1 protein-coding gene is annotated in these 2,196 nt (G+C 56.1%); it reads left to right on the forward strand.

Annotated elements, in window-relative coordinates; genetic code table 11:
- Positions 1–120: 120 nt before the first annotated feature.
- The coding region (locus tag ACE4YL_RS06335) for a phage tail family protein (RefSeq protein ID WP_461369389.1) at positions 121–2,196 on the forward strand (2,076 nt) is incomplete at its 3' end.

Below are 2,196 nucleotides of genomic sequence, written 5' to 3' on the forward strand. Positions count from 1 at the left end.
AAGGTCTTCAGCCGGGGGTTTTCTGTAGCCCTTGGCCTAGGTCTGGTTCATGGATTTAGGTCTATCGGCGGGCTATTGACTGACCTTATTACTACCGCGGCCAAGACCGAGACTTTTGACGTGGCCATGCAGGCCGTGGCCCGGTCCAGCGGCTACCCGATCCCGGTGCTCCAGCAGCAGCGCAAAGAAGTGATGGCGCTGGGGATCGCGGAACAGGAAGCGACCCAGATGATGACCCGCTTCATGCAGGCGCAGCTCGATACCGCAGATGCGGCCAAGATCGCCCGGATCGCCCAGGATGCTGGAACTGTGGCCAGCATGAACTCAAGCGAGGCCACAGCCCAGATTACTGAAGCCATTGCTAAACTGCGACCGGAGCTCCTGACCGCCTTCGGCTTCACCCGCAACCTGAACGACATTTACGGCGATTACGCGCGGACTGTGGGCAAGACTGCAAGCAGCCTGTCTGAAGTTGAGAAGAAGCAGGCCATGCTTAACTACATCTTCCGCGAAGGCGAGAAGATCGCCGGCGCCTACGAATCGGCCATGGGCACCGTTGGCAAAAAGATGGGTTCCTTGGAGAAGCTGGAGCTGTCTAAGAAGCTGATGCAGGAGCTCAAGACGGCTCTGGCCCGGCCCCTGCTGCTCCCTGCTTTTGGTTACTGGGTGGATACGATGCATAACGCCTTTGAACGGGCCAAGGCCTGGGTGGAAGCGAACCAGGCGACTCTCATCGGTTGGGGACAGACAGCGAAGAATGTAGTGGCAGGTATCGTCCGCGGTGTGCAATGGATAACGAACGCTTTTATCAAGAACTGGGGCGCCATCCGTTTCGCTGCGACGGCGTTCATCAGCTATCTGGTGTTGTCCAGAGCGATCAACCTCGCTCGAACCGCGACCCTGGCGTTCTCTATCGCTGTCTCTGTGCTCCGCGGGCAATCCGTGATCACCTCCGGTGTGTTGGGGGCCTTGAGCACTGTTGTGCAAACATACCGCTTGCAGATGGCCTTGGCTCCGGTGGCTACAAATATTTTTACTGCATCTCTTTACAGCTTACAGGCAGGGCTCTATGCTGTCTGGACCGCCCTGGGCCCGGTAGGCTGGGTAATTCTGGCCATCTCCGCGGCCATCGCCGGCGGCTCCTACCTGTGGTCGAAGTACTCTGCTTCTGTCCGTGCAGCCAATGACGCAGCTCGCGAGGCACAGATGCAAAAACTGGCCGACCAGCAAGCAGCAGTCGCTAAGGCAGCAATGAAGGCCGTCAAGGGCGAGGACAGCCTGGCTGACGCGATCAAGAAGGCTGGCAAGGCCGCGGCGAGGACCCTGATGCCTTTCGATGAGATCCACACCATCCAGAAGGACATGGCCGGGGCCGGGATGGGTGAGATCGGCGATCTGGATACTCCTGCGATTGATATGCCTGATCTTGGCTTCCCCGGCATGGGCGACTTTATGGACGGCTTCGGTGCCGCCCTCGACGAGCTCAAGCCCACGTTCAAGGGCTTCCTCAGCTGGATGTGGGAGGGAGCGAAAGAGCTGTTCAACAAATACTTCGAAGGCTGGGACTGGTGGGAGATTCTGCTTTTGGGGCTAGGTCCAGCCCCCATGCTGGGCGTGCTGATTTATAAGAATTGGGATAAGGTTGCTGATTGGGCGAAGGAGAAGTTTGGCCCGATGTGGGATGGTGTCATTGTAAAGTGGGGCAATTTTACTGCCTGGGCCGGCGATATGTGGGATGCCGTCAAGGCAAAGTGGGGGGATTTCAAAACCTGGTGCAGCGAGACATGGCAGGCGCTATGGGATCCGGTAAAGCAAAAATGGTCTGATTTTAAAACCTGGGCCGGCAACTTTTGGGATTCGGTCAAAGAAAAGTGGAACGAATTTAAGGTTTGGGTCAGCGATGTATGGGGTGCCTTCTGGAATCCGGTAAAGGAAAAATGGGGTATCTTCAGAAGTTGGGCTAAGGAACTACTGGCCCCTGTTAAGCAGAAATGGAACGAGTTTAAGTTGTGGGCCCGGGGCATCTGGGACGGGCTGCTCAAAAAATGGAACGAAATCAAAAGATGGTCGTTGTGGACCTGGATCAAGAACAAAGTTGACTGGCTAAAAAACGTCTTCAACTTCAAGTGGAGTTTGCCGAAAATCAAGCTTCCGCGGTTTAAAGTGTCCTGGTCTAAGGCTGGCTTCTGGGGTAAA

The sequence above is a fragment of the Candidatus Darwinibacter acetoxidans genome, assembly GCF_041936445.1.
In the GTDB taxonomy this organism is placed as follows: domain Bacteria; phylum Bacillota; class Limnochordia; order Darwinibacteriales; family Darwinibacteriaceae; genus DTU010.